Source organism: Sinomonas halotolerans (genome assembly GCF_039615075.1).
Lineage (GTDB): Bacteria > Actinomycetota > Actinomycetes > Actinomycetales > Micrococcaceae > Sinomonas > Sinomonas halotolerans.
Genome location: NZ_JBDFRB010000003.1, coordinates 25,664 through 41,157 on the forward strand (window position 1 = coordinate 25,664; position 15,494 = coordinate 41,157).

The 15,494-nt window shown below is 73.5% G+C and carries 15 protein-coding genes; 5 read left to right on the forward strand and 10 right to left on the reverse strand.

The window, feature by feature from the left end; genetic code table 11:
- Positions 1-74: 74 nt before the first annotated feature.
- A complete protein-coding gene (locus ABCQ75_RS04195; protein WP_345883270.1) occupies positions 75-560 on the reverse strand; it encodes an NUDIX domain-containing protein in 486 nt (161 codons plus the stop codon).
- Positions 561-613: 53 nt separating this feature from the next.
- Here ABCQ75_RS04195 and ABCQ75_RS04200 point away from each other — a divergent pair, with 53 nt between their 5' ends.
- Both ABCQ75_RS04200 and ABCQ75_RS04205 read left to right on the forward strand, forming a co-directional pair.
- Positions 614-1,354 carry a glycerophosphodiester phosphodiesterase family protein gene (locus ABCQ75_RS04200; RefSeq protein WP_345883741.1) on the forward strand — a complete coding sequence of 247 codons (741 nt, stop codon included), beginning with the start codon at positions 614-616 and terminating at the stop codon, positions 1,352-1,354.
- 73 nt (positions 1,355-1,427) lie between these two features.
- Complete coding sequence (locus tag ABCQ75_RS04205; protein ID WP_345883272.1) at positions 1,428-2,543, forward strand: glycerate kinase; 1,116 nt, start codon at positions 1,428-1,430, stop codon at positions 2,541-2,543.
- Between the two features lie 184 nt (positions 2,544-2,727).
- On the opposite strand, the gene idi is transcribed toward ABCQ75_RS04205, so the two are convergent.
- The 8 genes from idi to ABCQ75_RS04245 form a co-directional block, all read right to left on the reverse strand.
- Entirely contained in the window at positions 2,728-3,294 is a 567-nt protein-coding gene (gene idi, locus ABCQ75_RS04210) for an isopentenyl-diphosphate Delta-isomerase (RefSeq protein ID WP_345883273.1), read from the reverse strand.
- 67 nt (positions 3,295-3,361) lie between these two features.
- Positions 3,362-4,690: a uracil-xanthine permease family protein gene (locus ABCQ75_RS04215; RefSeq protein WP_345883274.1), complete on the reverse strand. Its 1,329-nt coding sequence runs from the start codon at positions 4,688-4,690 to the stop codon at positions 3,362-3,364.
- Positions 4,691-4,736: 46 nt separating this feature from the next.
- The gene (locus ABCQ75_RS04220) at positions 4,737-6,038 is read right to left on the reverse strand and encodes an MFS transporter (protein ID WP_345883276.1); all 1,302 of its coding nucleotides are present in this window, start codon (positions 6,036-6,038) and stop codon (positions 4,737-4,739) included.
- Entirely contained in the window at positions 6,035-6,412 is a 378-nt protein-coding gene (locus ABCQ75_RS04225) for a MarR family winged helix-turn-helix transcriptional regulator (protein WP_345883278.1), read from the reverse strand. The genes ABCQ75_RS04220 and ABCQ75_RS04225 overlap by 4 nt, the downstream gene beginning before the upstream one ends.
- 230 nt (positions 6,413-6,642) lie before the next feature.
- Positions 6,643-8,295: a phosphoglucomutase (alpha-D-glucose-1,6-bisphosphate-dependent) gene (pgm, locus tag ABCQ75_RS04230; protein WP_345883280.1), complete on the reverse strand. Its 1,653-nt coding sequence runs from the start codon at positions 8,293-8,295 to the stop codon at positions 6,643-6,645.
- Between the two features lie 167 nt (positions 8,296-8,462).
- Entirely contained in the window at positions 8,463-8,900 is a 438-nt protein-coding gene (locus ABCQ75_RS04235) for a hypothetical protein (RefSeq protein WP_345883282.1), read from the reverse strand.
- A 14-nt stretch (positions 8,901-8,914) separates the two neighbouring features.
- Entirely contained in the window at positions 8,915-10,237 is a 1,323-nt protein-coding gene (locus ABCQ75_RS04240) for a M4 family metallopeptidase (RefSeq protein WP_345883285.1), read from the reverse strand.
- On the reverse strand, positions 10,224-11,069 hold the full coding sequence (locus ABCQ75_RS04245; protein WP_345883287.1) for a DNA/RNA non-specific endonuclease: 846 nt from the start codon (positions 11,067-11,069) through the stop codon (positions 10,224-10,226). The genes ABCQ75_RS04240 and ABCQ75_RS04245 overlap by 14 nt, the downstream gene beginning before the upstream one ends.
- 167 nt (positions 11,070-11,236) lie before the next feature.
- Here ABCQ75_RS04245 and ABCQ75_RS04250 point away from each other — a divergent pair, with 167 nt between their 5' ends.
- Positions 11,237-12,223 carry a DUF4190 domain-containing protein gene (locus ABCQ75_RS04250; RefSeq protein WP_345883289.1) on the forward strand — a complete coding sequence of 329 codons (987 nt, stop codon included), beginning with the start codon at positions 11,237-11,239 and terminating at the stop codon, positions 12,221-12,223.
- 257 nt (positions 12,224-12,480) lie between these two features.
- On the opposite strand, the gene ABCQ75_RS04255 is transcribed toward ABCQ75_RS04250, so the two are convergent.
- Positions 12,481-14,103 carry an amidase gene (locus ABCQ75_RS04255; RefSeq protein ID WP_345883292.1) on the reverse strand — a complete coding sequence of 541 codons (1,623 nt, stop codon included), beginning with the start codon at positions 14,101-14,103 and terminating at the stop codon, positions 12,481-12,483.
- A 47-nt stretch (positions 14,104-14,150) separates the two neighbouring features.
- Between ABCQ75_RS04255 and ABCQ75_RS04260 the strand changes: the two genes are divergently transcribed.
- Together ABCQ75_RS04260 and pheA are read left to right on the forward strand one after the other, a co-directional pair.
- Entirely contained in the window at positions 14,151-14,477 is a 327-nt protein-coding gene (locus ABCQ75_RS04260) for a rhodanese-like domain-containing protein (protein WP_345883294.1), read from the forward strand.
- Positions 14,474-15,484, forward strand: coding sequence for a prephenate dehydratase (gene pheA, locus ABCQ75_RS04265; protein WP_345883295.1), 1,011 nt, complete (start codon positions 14,474-14,476; stop codon positions 15,482-15,484). Before ABCQ75_RS04260 ends, pheA begins: the two co-directional genes overlap by 4 nt.
- The last annotated feature ends 10 nt before the right edge of the window (positions 15,485-15,494 follow it).

Here is a 15,494-nt window from a genome sequence, read left to right on the forward strand (position 1 = left end):
GCTCGCCGGACGCACTGCGCCATCCGGTTGGAAGACGAGGACCGCGGTCACCGGGGCCGCGGTCCTCGCACGTGTCAGAGGACTTCTTCGCCGTCCTCGAGCTCGAGCGTCCGCGCCTCGGCGAGGCCCGTGAGCGCGGCCGTGATGTGCAGGGCGCCGTGGTCGCCGAAGTGCTCGGCGAACTCGTCCGGCCCCACGAACCGCCATTCGGTCAGCTCGTCCTGCTGGAGGGTGACCTGGGCGCCGTCGGGGAGGCTCCCGCCGTCGTACAGGAAGCTCAGCCCGTCCCCGACGGGGTCCGGAAACGCCGAATGGGCGATGAGCAGGAGCGCCCCGGGTTCGATGTCCAGGCCGAGCTCCTCGCGGCCCTCGCGGCGGGCGGCCTTGCGCGGGGCCTCGCCCGGGTCCACGGTGCCGCCGGGCAGGAGCCAGCCGTCCTTGTAGTTGGGCTTCACGGCGAGCACGTGCCCGTGTTCGTCCCGGATCACCAGGCCGGCGGCCACGCGGCGCCGCGGCAGCGTGCGGAAGTACTCCCGGCTCGCGGGACTCAGCTCCTCCATGCACCCGAGCCTACGCGTACCGTGGTGCTGTGGCCTACCTCCACCGGGCACCCATGGCGTTCGCCCACCGCGGCTTCTCCCTCGAGGGCCTCGAGAACACGCTGACGGCCTTCCGCGCGGCCTGGGACCTCGGCTTCACCCACCTCGAGACGGACCTGCGCACCACGGCGGACGGTGTGCTGGTGGCCCTCCACGACGAGCACCTCGACCGGGTTGCGGACCGCGGCGGCGCTGTCGGGCGCCTGTCCTGGTCCGAGGTCTCGGTCGCCCGGATCGGCGGGGTGGAGCGCGTGCCCCGCTTCGAGGAGGTCGTCGAGGAGCTGCCCGATGCCTTCGTGAACGTGGACGTGAAGTCCGCCGGCGCCGTCGTGCAATGCGCCCAGGTGATCGAGTCGATGCGGCTCCACGACCGCATCCTCGTCACCTCGTTCTCCGAGGTGCGCCGCCGGGCTGTGCTCGCGCGCCTGTCCCGGCCGGTCGCGTCCTCCGCCGGGATGCGGGGCAGTGCCGCGTTCCGCCTCCTCGGCTCGGCGCTTCCCGACCGGACGCTGCGGCGGCTCCTCCGCGATGTGGACTGCCTCCAGGTGCCCGAGCACGCCGGCCGGCTGCGGGTGGTCACGCCTGGCTCGGTGGCCCGCGCGCACCGGCTCGGGCTGCAGCTGCACGTGTGGACGGTCAACGATCCCGCCGCGATGGGCCGGCTCCTCGACGCCGGCGTGGACGGGCTCGTGACCGACCGCGCGGACCTCCTGCGAGGTGTCCTCGAGCAGCGCGGGACGTGGCCGCTGGGCTGAGCCCGGCGCGGCCGCTGGGGCGAGGAGTGTGATGCGTTCCACGCCGGGCCTGCGGGGCTGGCAGGATGGACCCATGCGCATCCTGATCGCCCCGGACAAGTTCAAGGGCTCCCTGACCGCCGCCGAGGCTGCCGAGGCCATGGCCGAAGGCGCCCTGGCCGTGTACTCCGACGCCGAGATCCTCCGGGCGCCCATCGCCGACGGGGGAGAGGGCACGCTCGAAGCCGCGGTGGAGGCGGGCTTCGAGGAGCGCATCCGCGCCGTCACGGGCCCGCTCATCAAGCCTGTCGGCGCTGCATGGGCCCTGCGCGGCGGCACGGCCGTGATCGAGACGGCGCAGTCCTCGGGACTCGCCGCGCTCGGCTGCGAGCCCGACGCCGAGACGGCCGGCCGCGCGCACTCCTACGGCGCCGGCCAGCTCATCGCGGCCGCGCTCGACGCCGGGGCCACCGAGATCATCCTCGGCCTCGGGGGCTCGGCCATGACCGACGGCGGTTCCGGCGCCCTGCGCGCCCTCGGACTGCGGCCCCTCGACGCGTCCGGCAACGTGGTCCCGCTCGGGGGCGCTCACCTCGTCGACGTCGTGTCCCTCGACTCGTCCGCGCTCGACCCCCGCCTCGCCGCCGTCACCCTTCGCATCGCCGTCGACGTCCGCAACCCCCTCACCGGACCCGACGGCGCCGCCCACGTCTTCGGTCCCCAGAAGGGCGCGGATCCGGAGCTCGTCGAGGCGCTCGACGCCGGCCTCCTCACGTGGGCACGGGTCCTCGCCGAGGCGACAGGCCGTGATGTGGACGTCCCCGGCGCGGGCGCGGCCGGCGGCTTCCCCGCAGCCTTCCTCGCCTACACCGAGGCGCGGCTCGAGAGCGGGTTCGACCTCGTGGCCGAGCTGACAGGGATCGACGCGCGCCTCGCCGAGGCGGACCTCGTCATCACCGGCGAGGGGTCGTTGGACGGCCAGTCGCTCACGGGCAAGGCCCCGATCGCCCTCGCCGACCGCGCGCGGGACCGTGGGATCCCTGTCGTGGCGGTCGCGGGGCGGATCCTGGCCTCGCCCGAGGATCTGGCCGCGCACGGGATCGAGACGGCCGGGGCCCTCGTGGACCTCGCCCCGAGCCCCGCCGAGGCGATCGCGAACGGTGCCCAGTATGTCCGCCAGGCGGTGGCGGAGCTCCTCGCCGGCGCCTGATCAGGGGACGGGACCCCGCAGCGTTTCGGGTACGCATAGGCGAGCCATCTCACCGTTTCGGGTACGCATAGGCGAGCCATCTCACCGTTTCGGGTACGTGCGGAGCCGCCGGGCTCGCGCACGACGGCGGGGAGTCGCCTCGGGCGGTCAGGTGCCAGCCCGGTGACCGCCCTGGCGACCCGCGTCAGCGGCCCTGGGCGGCAAGGGCGTCGAGCTGCATCACGAGCCAGGGGCTGAAGGCGTAGGGCGCCGCGGCCACCGCGTCGCGGAACTCGGCCGGATCAGCCCAGACCCATTCGGAGACCTCGTCGGCCGCGGGCACGGGATCCGTGGCCGCGACCGCCCGGAACACGGGGCACACCTCGTTCTCCACGACGCCCGAGGCGTCCACGGCCCGGTACCGGAAGTCCGGCAGCACGGACTCGATCGTGCCGAGCTCTAGGCCGAGCTCCCGCTGGGCCCTCCGCCGGATCGCGTCCTCGAAGTCCTCGCCCGGGGCGGGGTGGCCGCAGAATGAGTTGGTCCACACGCCAGGCCAGGTCTTCTTGGACAGGGCCCGGCGGGTCACGAGGACCCGGCCGTCCGCGCCGTACACGTGGCACGAGAACGCGAGGTGCAGGGGGGTGTCCGCGGTGTGCACGGTGGCCTTCGGCGCCGTGCCGAGCGGCGCGCCGTCCTCGTCCACGAGCTGTACGAGCTCGGCACCGTCCTGCGGGTACGCGTCCGTCCCGGGAATCACCGTGTCAGCCATCCCCCCATTCTCCCAGCACCGCGGCGCTGGGACGACCGCCCCGGACGCCCGGGCCGGGACGTCCCGATCACCCCAGCCGGCCAGCTGCCCCCGGTGCGCCGGGAGCAGTGGCGGGCTCGACGTCGTCGTCCGTCAGCGTGCCCCGCCACCGGCCGAGCGCGCGCATGCCGTGGAAGACGATGAGCGCCGCCGCGGAGCCGAGCGCGATGCCCGCGAAGGCGAGGTCGCCGATCTTCCACGTGTAGTCCGCGATGCCCACGATGAGCGCGACGGCCGCGGTGGTGAGGTTCACCGGGTTGGAGAAGTTGACGCGGTTCTGCACCCAGATCTTCACGCCGAGGACTCCGATCATGCCGTAGAGCATGGTCGCGGCACCGCCCAGGACGCCGGCGGGGACGGTCGCGATGAGCTCGCCGAACTTGGGCGAGAAGCTCAGCAGCAGCGCGGTGATGCCGGCCACCCAGTAGGCCGCCGTGGAGTACACCTTGGTCGCCGCCATGACGCCGATGTTCTCGGCGTACGTCGTGGTGCCGGAGCCGCCGCCGAAGCCTGCGAGGACGGTCGCGGCGCCGTCCGCCATGAGGGCGCGGCCGGCCATGCCGTCCAGGTTCTGCCCGGTCATGGCCGCGACGCTCTTGACGTGGCCGATGTTCTCCGCGACCAGTACGAGGACCACGGGCACGAAGAGGCCCAGCACCCCCACGTGGAACTCGGGAGTCTGGAAGTGCGGGAGGCCCACCCACGCCGCTGCGTCCACCTTGGAGAAGTCCACCTCGCCGCGCGCCGCGGCGACGGCGTAGCCGGCCACGACGCCCACGAGGATGCTCAGGCGCCCGAGGATCCCGCGGAACAGGATGGTGGCCAGGATGATCGCGAGGAGGGTCACGAGCGCCGTGAGCGGTGCGGCGTCGAAGTTCATCTTCGCCGCGGGGGCGAGGTTCAGGCCGATGAGCGCGACGATCGTGCCGGTCACCACGGGAGGCATGACGGCGTTGATCCACGCCGCGCCGAACTTCTGGACCACGGCGCCCACCAGGGCGAGCACGACGCCGGCGACCACCACGCCGCCGAGCGCCCCGGCCACGCCGAACTGCTGCTGGGAGGCCAGGATCGGCGCGATGAAGGCGAACGAGGACCCGAGGTAGGAGGGCACCCGGCCGCGCGTGATGACGAGGAAGAGCAGCGTGCCGATCCCCGAGAAGAACAGCGTGGTGGCCGGGGGCATGTTGGTCAGGATGGGCACGAGGAACGTTGCGCCGAACATCGCGACCACGTGCTGCAGCCCCACGCCGATCGTCAGCGGCCACGCGAGCCGCTCGTGCGGAGCGACGACCTCGCCCGGGCGGACGGAGCGGCCGTCGCCGTGGAGGGTCCAGGAGGTTCCGAGCAGGCTCATCGGCCGCCTTCCGACGTCGGGGGAGTGGGGATTGCCGGAGGACATCCTACCGCTGGGCTGGGGATTCCCGGTCCTGCGGCTCCGCCGCAGGCCTCCCAGCCGCGCGCCGCTCGGCCCAGACCGCCCGGAGCTGCTCCCGCAGGGACCCCTCGCCCCACCGGGCCAGCACCACGACGCCGAGTGCCCCCGCGAGGAGTGCCGCCGTCCCGCTCGCAAGGATCGCCCACCGCGGACCGGCCGCGCTCGCGAGCCAGCCGACGAGCGGGGCGCCGAGGAACGAGCCGCCTTGGATGACCGCCATGTAGAGGGCCATGACCCGCCCGCGGTACTGCGCGTCGATGCTGAGCTGCACGAGCGTGTTGCAGCCGTTGAGGAACGTGATGGCCGCGATCCCCACGAGCACCAGGGAGGCCGCGAACAGCGCGTACCCCGGGGCGAGGGAGGAGCCGATTGCCGCGAGGCCCAGCGCGAACGCGGCGGCGAGGACGAGCGCCATGCGGAGGGAACGGCGTCGTGCGGCCAGCAGCGCGCCGGCGAGCGTGCCCACCGCCATGACCGAGCCCAGGAGGCCAAACCCGTCAGCGCCCACGCGGAACTCCTGTGCTGCCATGACCGCGTTGGTGATCTGGAAGTTCATGGTGAACGTGCCCACGATCGCGGCCATGCCGAGGATGAGGAGCACTCGAGGACGGCTGCGCACGTACGCGAGCCCCTCGCGCAGCTGCCCGCGCGCACGCGGTGCCGGCGCGGAGCGGTGCAGGTCACCCTGTCGCAGCCGCAGGAGGGAGACGAGCACGGCGGCGAAGCTCGCGGCGTTGATGAGGAACGCCCAGCCCGTGCCCACGGCGCCGATCAGCAGGCCCGCGGCACCCGGCCCCGCGAGCCGGGCCAGGTTGAAGGACGTGCTGTTGAGCGCCACGGCGTTCGGGAGGTCCGCGGAGCCGACCAGCTCGGACGTGAACGACTGGCGCGCGGGCGCGTCGACGGCGCTCGCGATCCCGAGGCCGAGCGCGATCGCGTACACGTGCCACAGCTCGGCGACGCCGGTGAGCACGAGCACGCCCTGGAGGAGGGCGAGGAGTCCGAGCGCGGACTGGGTGGCGAGGAGGATGCGGCGCTTGTCGAGGCGGTCGCTCAGGACGCCCGCGTACGGCCCGAGCACGAGGATCGGCGCGAACTGCAGGCCGGTGGTGATGCCCACGGCCGTGCCGTCATGGCTGGTCAGCTCCGTGAGCACGAGCCAGTCCTGCGCGATCCGCTGCATCCACGTGCCCACGTTCGAGACGAGCGCCCCCGCTGCCCACAGGCGGTAGTTCCGGTGGCCCAGTGCGCGGAACATGCGGCTCATCGGGCGGTCATTTCGAGCAGGAGCTCCGCGGCGCGGTGGAGGGCGGCGCGGTCGGCGGGCGGCAGTCCCTCGAGGCGCTCGGCGAGCCACGCGGCGCGCATGCGGCGCGTGTCCTCGAGCAGGGCGCGGCCGGCGTCGGTGATCACGACGACGACCTGCCGCCCGTCGCTCGGATGCTCGGCCCTCGTGACGAGCGCCTGCGCGGCGAGGGCGTTCACGGTCCGGGTCATGCTCGGCGCCTGCACGTGCTCGGCGTCGGCGAGCTCGCGCATGGTGAGCGGGCCGCGCTTGTTCAGGAGGGCGAGGACGGTGGTCTGGCCTGGGGTGACGGCGTCCGAGCTGGCCTGGGTGCGCAGCACGCGGGATGTGCGCATGAGTGCTGCGCGCAGCTCTGCGGCGAGTTCGAGGGTCTCGGGCGAATGGTCAGCGGGTTCGGGTGGCGTGGCGGGTCCTTCCGGAGGGACAGCAGGGCGGAGGGGCAATCCTTAGCCTAGCTCATTAGCCTTGCTAAGGATATGGCCGCCGTCCACTCTGGAGATGACCCCGGATCCGCGGAGCCGCGGAGGCGTGCCCCGGGCCGCCTCCTGCGACCCGGGGTCGGACCCTAGGCGATGACCGAGTCGACGAGCGCCTTCGCCTCCGCCTGGACCTGCTTGAGGTGCTCCTCGCCCTTGAAGGACTCGGCGTAGATCTTGTAGACGTCCTCGGTGCCGGACGGCCGCGCGGCGAACCACGCGTTCTCGGTCGTGACCTTGAGCCCGCCGATCTTCGCCCCGTTTCCGGGCGCCTCGGTGAGCTTGGCGGTGATCGCCTCGCCCGCGAGCTCGGTTGCGGTGACGTCGCTGGCTGCGAGCTTCCCGAGCTTGTCCTTCTGCTCCCGGGTGGCCGCGGCGTCGATGCGCGCGTACGACGGCGAGCCGTACTTCGCGGTCAGCTCGCCGTAGAGCTCGCTCGGGGACTTGCCCGTGACTGCCTTGATCTCGGAGGCGAGGAGGCACAGGAGGATGCCGTCCTTGTCCGTGGTCCAGACGCCGCCGTCGAGCTTGACGAAGCTCGCGCCGGCGGACTCCTCGCCGCCGAACGCGCCCTGGCCCGAGAGCAGCCCCGGCACGAACCACTTGAAGCCCACCGGCACCTCGACGAGCCTGCGGCCGAGCCCCTCGGCCACGCGGTCGATCATGGACGAGCTCACGAGCGTCTTCCCCACCACCGCGTCGGCGCGCCAGCCAGTGCGGTTCCGGTAGAGGTAGTCGATCGCCACGGAAAGGTAGTGGTTGGGGTTCATGAGCCCGCCGTCAGGTGTGACGATCCCGTGGCGGTCGGCGTCGGCGTCGTTCCCGGTGGCGATGTCGTAGTTCGCCCCCGCGGAGACCTTCTGGATGAGCGAGGCCATCGCGGACGGCGAGGAGCAGTCCATGCGGATCTTCTCGTCCCAGTCCAGGGTCATGAATGCCCACTGCGGGTCCACGGTGGGGTTGACCACGGTGAGGTCGAGGTGGTGGCGCTCGCCGATCTCGCCCCAGTAGTCCACGGACGCCCCGCCCATGGGGTCGGCGCCGATCCGCACCCCGGCGTCGCGGATCGCCGCGATGTCGAGCACCTGGGGCAGGTCGTCCACATAGGAGGAGAGGAAGTCGTACTGTCCCGTCGAGTCCGCTGCGAGGGCGTCGGCGAGCGGCAGCCGGCGCACCCCGGCGAGGCCCGCGCCGAGGAGTTCGTTGGCGCGGTCGGCGATCCACCCGGTCGCGTCCGAGTCCGCCGGTCCGCCGTGCGGGGGGTTGTACTTGAAGCCGCCGTCCGCGGGCGGGTTGTGGCTCGGGGTGACGACGATGCCGTCTGCGCGGCCCGGGTCCTCGGCCGAGCGGCCCGCGTTGTACTTGAGGATTGCATGGCTCGCCGAAGGCGTCGGGGTGTAGCCGTGACGGGCGTCGACGAGGACCTGGACGCCGTTGGCGGCGAGGACCTCGAGCGCGGTGTTGGTCGCGGGCTCGGAGAGCGCGTGCGTGTCCTTGGCCAGGAAGAGCGGCCCGCGGATGCCCTGCCCCGCACGGTATTCGACGATCGCCTGCGTGATCGCGGCGATGTGCTGCTCGTTGAAGGAGGCCTTGAGGCTCGAGCCGCGGTGGCCGGACGTCCCGAACGCCACCCGCTGGCCCGGGTCGCCCAGGTCCGGGGCGACGTCGTAGTACGCGTCGAGGAGCGCGGTGATGTCCACAAGGTCGCTGGGAAGGGCAACGGTGCCTGCTCGGTTCGCCATGTGCCTAGCTTCGCAGAGAAGGCCAACAGAGGGTGGCCCTGCGGTGAAGATTGCGCCAATGTGCCCAAGTGCGTCGCCGCTCAGCTCGGGACGTCCGACGCCGTTCGCGGCCTCGCGCGGTGCGGCGCGCCGTCGTGCCGGGCTGCGCACAACGCCGGCTCCGGTGTTCAGGCGCTCGCGCCTCTGTTCCACTCGCCGGGGTTCCCCTCGCCCCGGTCCCCTTCGCCCCGGTCCCCTTCGCCCCGGTCCCCTTCGCCCCGGTCCCCTTCGCCTGCGGCGAGGACCTTCTCCGCGAGCTCCCGCAGTGCGCCCTGGAGCGCTCCGTCCGGAACCTCGAGGCGCTTGGTGCCAAGGCGCAGGGTCCACTGGAACGCGTCACGGGTGCGGCCCGCCGAGACCGCGCTGCCCTGACCAGCGCCCGCCTCGGAGCCCCCTTCCGCTTCCTCGTTGCCGGTCGCGAGCCGCCGCTCCTCGCTGCGCGCTGCGCGGTAGAGGGCGGCCCACTCGGGGTCGTAGCCGTCGCGGGACGTGCGGAGGTCGAACTCGACCGCCGCCGAACGCCGGATCCCGGCGACTCCGCCGGAACGCGTCACTTGAATCCTCATCCCACGCGCGCCTCCTACCGCCGTGCCGCCGCTGCCTTCCCAGAGCCCGCGCCCGTGGACCCGGAACCCTTGGATCCAGAGCCATTGGTGCCGGAGCCCGTGGACCCGGGGCCGTTGGTGCCGGAACCCTTGGACCCCGAACCCTTCGACCCGGAACCGTTCTTGTCGGTGAGCCGCACCGTGATCCCGACCCCGCGCCATCCGGCGCGCACGGCCTTCTCCTCGGCGGACTCGCGCCCGTACAGCGAGCGTGCCGCCCGCACAGTCTCGCGCGCGAAGCCCCGGAAGTCCACGTCCACGTCCAGCTTGCGCAGCGCGATGGTGTGGAACCAGATCTTCCCCGCCTTCTCCCAGGCCTTGCCTCCCAGCTCGGCGGCCGTGAGGTAGAACGCGTGGTTGGGGATCCCGGAGTTCACGTGGACGCCGCCGTTGTCCTCCCGGGTGCGCACGTAGTCGTCCATGTGGCCGGGCTGGGGGTCCTTTCCGAGCATCGGGTCGTCATAGGCGGTCCCCGGAGCCTTGAGGGAGCGCACCCCCGTGCCCTTGATGCCGGGCATGAAGATGCCCTCTCCCACGACCCAGCTCGCCTCCTCGACCCCATGCGCGCGGCTGAACTGCTCAACGAGCACGCCGAACACGTCCGCGAAGGACTCGTTGAGGGCGCCGGACTGGCCCCGGTACGTGAGGTCGGTGGTGTTCTGGAGCAGACCGTGGCCCAGTTCGTGCGCGATGATGCTGAGCGAGGTCGTGAACGAGCCGAAGACCTTCCCGTCCCCGTCGCCGAACACCATGCGCGAGCCGTCCCAGAAGGCGTTGTCGTAGCCCACTCCGTAGTGCACGGTCCCCTCGAGCGCGAGCCCGGCGCCGTCGATGCTCGACTGCTCGAAGATCTCCTCGAGGAAGCGGTAGGTGCTGCCGAGCCCGTCATACGCGCGGTTCACGTCGGCGTCGTCGACCGGGATCTGGCCCTCCTTCCGCGCGATCGTGCCGGGCAGCCGCTCGGTGTTCTCGGCGTCGGAGATCTCCCGGCGGAGCGTCCCCGGGCGGGCGAGGATTCCGGGGTGCGGGCCGTGGGGTGGCCTCTCGCGCTGCCTCCGCATGCGCTCGTCCGCGAGAAGGGTGCGCCGCGCCAGCTCCGCGACGACGTCGAGCCCCACGCGGGTCTGCCGGCCCTCCTCGGGGGTGTCGTCTGGCGCAGTGCGATCCGGCGTGCCCGTGGCCGCTCCGGGCCGGCCGGGCAGCGCCGTGGGCCGGGCCCCGTCGCAGTGGGCCAGGTGCTCGAGGAGGTAGGGCGGGACCGCGCCCTGGTGGCGCACAGGCGCCTCAGAGCGTGACATCGGCGAGCCCTCCGATCTCACGCCACCGCTCGGCAACCCCGCGCGCGCCGCGTGGGATGGCGTATCGGTCCGCCGCGGGGAGGCCGCCGAGGTCCAGTCCGGTGAGCTCGCCGATGTCCTCCACGGGGACCTGGAACGTCCGGTAGGGGCCGAGCGCGGGAGCCTCGCGGGCTCCGGGGTAGAGCACCTGCTCGAGGCCGTTGCTCTGGTCGAGGATGTACCCGGTGCAGGCGAGCTTCCCGTCCGATCCGCCGAGCCCGCTGCTCCACGCGCCGATCTTGAAGAACCTCCGCGGGATCATCGCGCCCCGGTACTCGGGGTCATCGGGCTCGAGGACCGGCCCGGAGAAGACACTCAGGCGCTGGTCATGGGTGTCCGCGTGGCCGAGGATGTAGTCCTCGAGGCCGAGCCACAGCTCGCGGCCCTGATTGAAGAAGTCTGCCTGCGGGGCGCACACCGTGTAGTGGAACGTGTCCAGATTGGCGCGCTCGGCGGTGCCCTCGTCGCCCCACAGGGGGTCCTGCCGCCGCACGAGGTGGCCGCGGTCCAGCCGGTTGTCCCGATAGAGCTCGTTGCCCCACTGCTGATCTTCGCCGATGCGCGGGTCGAGCCGCCAGCGCTCTCCGCCGCGCCGGATGTCCACGAGCGCCGCCCCGTCGATGTTCACACCGGTGGAGGCCGCGAGACGGCGGTCCGGGTCCTGGAGGACGCTGAAGTGGGTGTAGTGCAGCTCGAGGAGCCCCGGGCGGGACGGGACCGGGAGCAGGTCCGGGATGCTCAGGAAGGCGGGGTTGTAGCCGGTCTGTTCGTACGCAATCTCGGGCTGGTCCATGGGATCCCTCCGGTCGTGGCGTTCGGTCTCGGATTCAGTCTGGACTGCCCGTCTGACATTCCTCGTCTGCCCGGGCTGTGCGGCGTCTGACGGGTACGCTGTACCCAGCATGTCATCGGGCTGGCGCGCGTGCTACGGGAGCGCCTCCACCTGCTCAGAGGGGGACCATGGACGACCAGAAGCACGGGCCGGACGGGAAGAACAGCCCGGACGGGGAGCACACCCCGGACGGGAAGAACAGCGCGGACGAGAACCGCGCCTCGGAGGGGAGGCGCGGCCCGGATGAGAACCGCGCGCCGGACGAGAAGCGCCCGGGCTACGTGCCGCCGTCGTACATCCCACCGGTGAGCGAGGACAAGCCGGGGAGCGAGGCATGGGCCACCGAGCGCCTCCCCTCCTACCCCAGCCGCCCCCCGGGCCAGGACCTCCCGCCCGGGGCGCCGCCGCTGCCGGGGAGCCGGATCGAGGGGCCCGGAGCCGTTCCGCCCGAGTACGCGGACAAGTACCGGGGGCCTGCGGCCGCGCCTTCCGCCGCGGACCATACCCAGCCCGGCCCGCAGGGCCAGCCCGGGAGCCTGTCGCCCGCTGCTGGGCATCCAGACCAGCACCCGGGGCAGCAGGGCGCCCAGCGTCCTGGCCCGTACGGCGCGGGCCAGCAGGGCGGCCAGCATCCGGGCCAGCAGACCGGCCAGCATCCGGGCCAGCAGGGCGGCCAGTATCCGGGCCAGCACCCGGCGGGCCAGTATCCGGGCCAGCACCCGGCGGGCCAGCACCCGGCGGGCCAGCACCCGGCGGGCCAGTACCCGGTCGGCCAGTACCCGCAGGGATACGGTTACGCGCAGGGGTACCAGGGCTACCCGGGTGCGCCCCAGCAGGGCTATGGCCAGTTCTACTACGCGGGCCCGGCCCAGCCGAAGGGCCTGAGCCTCGCCTCGATGATCTGCGGGATCGCGGTCTACGTAGGGTTCGGGTTCTTCATCCTGCCCCAGATCGCGGCGGTGATCCTGGGCCACATGGGACTTGCCCGGGAACCCGCGGGGCGGGCGTTCGCGATCGCCGGCCTCGTCATGGGCTACGTGGGCATCGCGCTGACGCTCGCGTTCCTCCTGTTCTTCATCGGGCTCGCGGCCACAATGGACCCTTACGGGTACTGAGCCGGACAGGTACTGAGCCGGATCGGTCCGGGGGCAGGGGCCGTGCGGGGCAGGGGCCGTGCCGGGCCGGGCCAGTCCCCGGACAGCCTGATCAGCGGACGTGCCGTGCACTCCTCCCCACCAAGGGATAGGGATGCGCGGCGTGCCGGGCGGTTCGGAGGGCGTGTCGCCTGCCGCGGCCGCCCTTGCTGGGGAGACCTGCGCGCCGTCTCCGGCCAGAGCCCACCTCCCGGGATGGGAGGCCCACCCTGAAGCCGTCAGCCGGCCGCGGCGCTGGGGCGCCGCGGCTCGTGGAGGAGCAGGGCCAGCTGCAGGAGCATGGCCTCCGAGCCGGGCGGCCCCACGAGCTGCACCCCGGCCGGCAGCGCGCCCGATGACCCACGCGGCGCCCCGCCGGCCGGCAGCGCGCCCGATGACCCACGCGGCGCCCCGGCTCCGCCCGCGCCCAGGACCTCGCCTTCCGGCCCCGGCGTCCACAGGGTCGTCGCCGCGACGGCCGGCAGCCCGCACACATTGACCCATGAGGACCACGGCGCGAATTCGCACTGGAGCCGGTAGTCGTCGTCGGCGGTCGCGGTCCACGCGGCACCGCCGGCGCTGCTGTCACCGCGCTCCCGCCCACCGGCGCCGCCGCCCGAGAACCACCCGACCGGCCGCGGCGACTGAGCGAGCGCGGGGGACAGCACAGCATCCCAGCCCGAGAGCTGCGCGAGCATGTCCCGCTCGAACCGCCGCAGGAATGCGTGGGCCTCGGCGAGCCGACCGGGGCTGCGCTGCTGGGCGCGGCGGCGGAACGCTCGCGTGAGCGGAGTGAGGAGGGCCTCCCGTGCGGGCGGGATCCGCGCCGCCCCGACCCCCGCGGTCCACGCGGCGGTGAACGCGTCCGGGTAGCGGTTGTCGAACCGCAGGTCCGCCTCGGCCACCAGGTGTCCCGCGTCCTCGAGCCTCGCCACCGCCCGGCGCAGCGCCTCGAATGCCTCCGGCTCGGGCGCGATGGTGTACTGCGCGTCCCACGGGCTCGTGAGGCTCACGGCGATGCGGAGGCGGCCGGGTCCGCGCACGACGGCGTCGAGGTAGCCCCCAGCCTCTCGTCCGGCGAGGCCCGTCCCGGCACCGGGACGTGCCCGCGCACCACCGGGCGGTGGAGCTCCACCGGTCATCGCGTCCAGCAGCAGCGCCGCGTCCTCTGCCGTGTGCGCCAGGGGGCCTGCCACCACGAGGCGCGGCCCGCCGTCGTCCGCGGAGCCCTCCCCGGCGGGCACGAGCCCGCGGCCCGGCTTGAGCCCCACGATCCCGCAGGCCGCCGCGGGGATCCGCACCGACCCCCCGCCGTCGGTGCCCGGCGCGAACGGCACGAGCCCCGCCGCGACCGCCGCCGCGGACCCACCCGAGGAGCCCCCGGAGCTGAGCGCCGTGGCGTGCGGGTTCCGCGAGGGCGGGGCGATCCGGTTCTCCGAGTACGCCGTGAGCCCGAACTCCGGCACCTGCGTCTTGCCCAGGCACACGGTCCCGGCCTTCCGCAGGAGCTCCACGAGGGGCGAGTCCGCGGGGGCCGGCCGCGGCTCGAGCGCTGCGCTGCCGTGGGTGGTGGGCACGCCCGCCACGTCGGTGAGGTCCTTGTAGGCCGTGGGCATGCCGTGGAGGAGGGGGAGGTCCTCGAGGCGGCCGGAGCGGGCGAGGCGGGCATGGAGGGAGTCGGCGGCGGCGGCGTCCTCGAGGGCGCGCTCGGCCGTGACGGCGAGGAACGCACCCAGCTGCGGGTTCTCGGCCTCGATCCGGGCCAGGAAGTGGCCGGCGGCCTCGCGCGCGGAGACCTCCCCGGCGCGCAGGGCGTCCCGGAGCCCGACGGCGGAGGGCCACGGCCCGGGGGACTCAGTCATCCCGGCCACTATAGGCTGGAGGCGAGCACCACCTGCAGGAGGCACCCATGTCCGATTTCGAGACGGTCCGCGTCGATTCCATCCCGGCCGACGGCGTCATCCTCGACGTCCGCGAGGACTACGAATGGGAGGCCGGCCACGTGGACGGCGCCCTGCACATCCCCATGGACCAGCTGCCCGGGCGCCTCGACGAGCTGGACCCGGACACGGACCTCAACGTCATCTGCCGCACGGGCGGCCGCTCCGCGCGGGTCACGCACTGGCTCGTGGCGCAGGGGTACTCGGCGGTGAACGTGGCCGGCGGCATGGACGCGTGGCTCATGGCCGGGAAGCCCATGGTGTCCGAGAACGGGCAGGAGCCCACGGTCCTGTGACCGCTGCATCCCCTGCGCCCGCGGGAACTCCCGGGCCCGCCGCGTCCCCCGCGCCGGCCCCCGGCGCCCGTCGTCCCGTCTACACCTTCCTCGGCCCCGAGGGCACGTTCACGGAGGCTGCCCTCCTCAAGGTCCCCGGCGCCCGCGAGGCCGAGCGCGTCCCGGCGCCGAACGTCAACGCCGCCCTCGACGCCGTCCGGGCAGGCACCGCGGACGCCGCGATGGTGCCGATCGAGAACTCCGTGGAGGGCGGCGTCACCGCGACCCTGGACGCGATCTCGACCGGCCCCGAGCTGCGGATCGTCCGCGAGGAGGTCGTCCCGATCACGTTCGTCCTCGTCTCGCGGCCGGGCACGCGGGTGGCGGAGGTGCGCCGGATCGCCACCCACGGGCACGCTTGGGCCCAGTGCCGCGGCTGGGCTGCGGCGAACGCGCCCGACGCCGTCCACCTCGCCGCGAGCTCGACCGCTGCGGGCGCGCTGGCCCTCCTCGAGGACACGGCCCAGCCCGGGGACGCCGCCATCTGCGCCCCCATCGTGGCCGAGGAGCACCCCGAGCTCGAGGTCCTCGCCACGGACATCGGGGACAACCCCGGCGCCGTCACCCGGTTCATCCTCGTGTCCCGCCCCGGCGCCCTGCCGCCGCGCACGGGGGCGGACAAGACCACGGTCGCGGTCCCGCTCCCGGAGGACCGCCCGGGCGCGCTCATGGAGATCCTCGAGCAGTTCGCCGCGCGCGGCGTGAACCTCTCACGGATCGAGTCCCGGCCCACGGGCCAGTACCTTGGCCACTACTTCTTCTCGATCGACGTGGACGGCCACGCCGCGGACGCCCGCGTGGCCGATGCGCTCGCCGGCCTGCACCGCGTGAGCCCCGAGACCCGGTTCCTCGGCTCGTACCCGCGGACGGACGGGACGGTCCCGGAGGTCGCCGCGCACGTCTCGGACGGCGCGTTCGCTGCCGCCCGCACGTGGGTCGAGCGGATCCTCGGCCCGGACGCCGGCTGAGGCCCGCCCT